General features: G+C 45.6%; 4 protein-coding genes. 1 reads left to right on the forward strand and 3 read right to left on the reverse strand.

The window, feature by feature from the left end; all coding sequences use genetic code 11:
• On the forward strand, nt 1-409 hold a 409-nt coding region (locus KDK19_RS01815), incomplete at its 5' end, for an Abi family protein (RefSeq protein WP_257291228.1).
• Nucleotides 410-439: 30 nt separating this feature from the next.
• Here KDK19_RS01815 and KDK19_RS01820 read toward each other — a convergent pair.
• The 3 genes from KDK19_RS01820 to KDK19_RS01830 all read right to left on the reverse strand — a co-directional run.
• Complete coding sequence (locus KDK19_RS01820; protein WP_257291229.1) at nt 440-586, reverse strand: hypothetical protein; 147 nt, start codon at nt 584-586, stop codon at nt 440-442.
• A gap of 165 nt (nt 587-751) precedes the next feature.
• The gene (locus KDK19_RS01825) at nt 752-1,093 is read right to left on the reverse strand and encodes a type II toxin-antitoxin system PemK/MazF family toxin (RefSeq protein WP_257291230.1); all 342 of its coding nucleotides are present in this window, start codon (nt 1,091-1,093) and stop codon (nt 752-754) included.
• Nucleotides 1,066-1,303, reverse strand: a 238-nt coding sequence (locus KDK19_RS01830) for a hypothetical protein (protein WP_257291231.1), incomplete at its 5' end; no start/stop codon positions are given. The genes KDK19_RS01825 and KDK19_RS01830, both read right to left, overlap by 28 nt.

Consider the following 1,303-nt stretch of genomic DNA (forward strand, 5'->3'; position numbering starts at 1 on the left):
CCTCAAAGCGGAAATTTTTGACAACCCAATGGTATACGCCAGAAGCCTGAGCAAACTCGATAGTGATGTGAAATCCAGTAAAGAAGATTTCATCAGGCATCTGACTGGTAAATACGAAGAAGAGCTTCCACCGATTTGGGCTGCTGTTGAATTAATGACTATGGGTCAGCTATCCAAATGGTTTAGCAATATACGCTTGCGTAAAGATCGACAGTCGATAAGCAGTGTCTACCAAATGAACGAAAAAGTCATGACGTCATTCTGTGAGCACCTGTCGCTGGTTAGAAACTATGCTGCTCACCATGCCCGCTTATGGAATCGCCAGTTAACCAAGACATTTATCTTACCGACCAACGCGGACGAGGCACTAGTAGAGAGTCTTTACTCAAGACCGGTTAACCCGCGTTAATTACGAAAGCTTTACAATACCTTTGTCGTCTTAATTCATATAATGAATATCATTTGTGGCAGAAACCAATGGCAGAAGCGCCTGATGCAGCTGATAGAGCAACACGGCATCAGTACCCGTGGCATGGGCTTCCCAGATGACTGGCAAGACCGACTTCTCTGGCAATAGAACAGTCATCGAGTGAAATTGAGGGAGAGCTTGTGAGCATGGATGATGTTTGCATTCGCTACTACATCAGCTCTGCAGAGCTAACGGTTGAGCAATTCACGCTGTCTGGCTGAAGTCCTTGCTGGGCAGGCACTTTCATGATTTTGCCGTGGACAGATACTTTCAGTTCAAGGGTTATTGCACTTTTCGTGAAATAATTTGATGTAAACGATGGATAATTTCATTGAATTTCTCTGCTTTTATGGTCGCGATTTCTTGGCAGATAATGCTTTGGTGTGCCGTGAATAACTTTCCCGGGCGCGCAAAGCTCTCACGGTCAAGGATTCCCTGGTTGAAATCGTTCGGAGTGATAACAATTGCTGTCGGATCAGAGTATGGTTTACTGGTGATCTGACAGAGAATAACATCACCTTTTCCGACGCTGGCAAGTGTAAGAGCCGGGCGGCGTTTAGTTGACGACAAGTCGGAGAACGGGAAATTGATAGTGACTATTGTTCCTGCTGAAGGCATTCCCATGCTTCATCCTCATCTGGCTTATTCCAGTCTGCTGCGAGTGACGGTTCACTTAACAGCACTTCATCATTAACCCGCTGGCCGGGTGACTCCTCAAGTATGGTTATCAATACGTTAGACCCTGAAGGCAATATCAGATTATCTGGCAGTTTGAGGTTGCCCTTACTGTCTACAGTGGCTTTGTATGTCTGAAACATATCCATGCTCCCTGTA

Source organism: Endozoicomonas sp. ONNA1 (assembly GCF_024606325.1).
In the GTDB taxonomy this organism is placed as follows: domain Bacteria; phylum Pseudomonadota; class Gammaproteobacteria; order Pseudomonadales; family Endozoicomonadaceae; genus Endozoicomonas_A.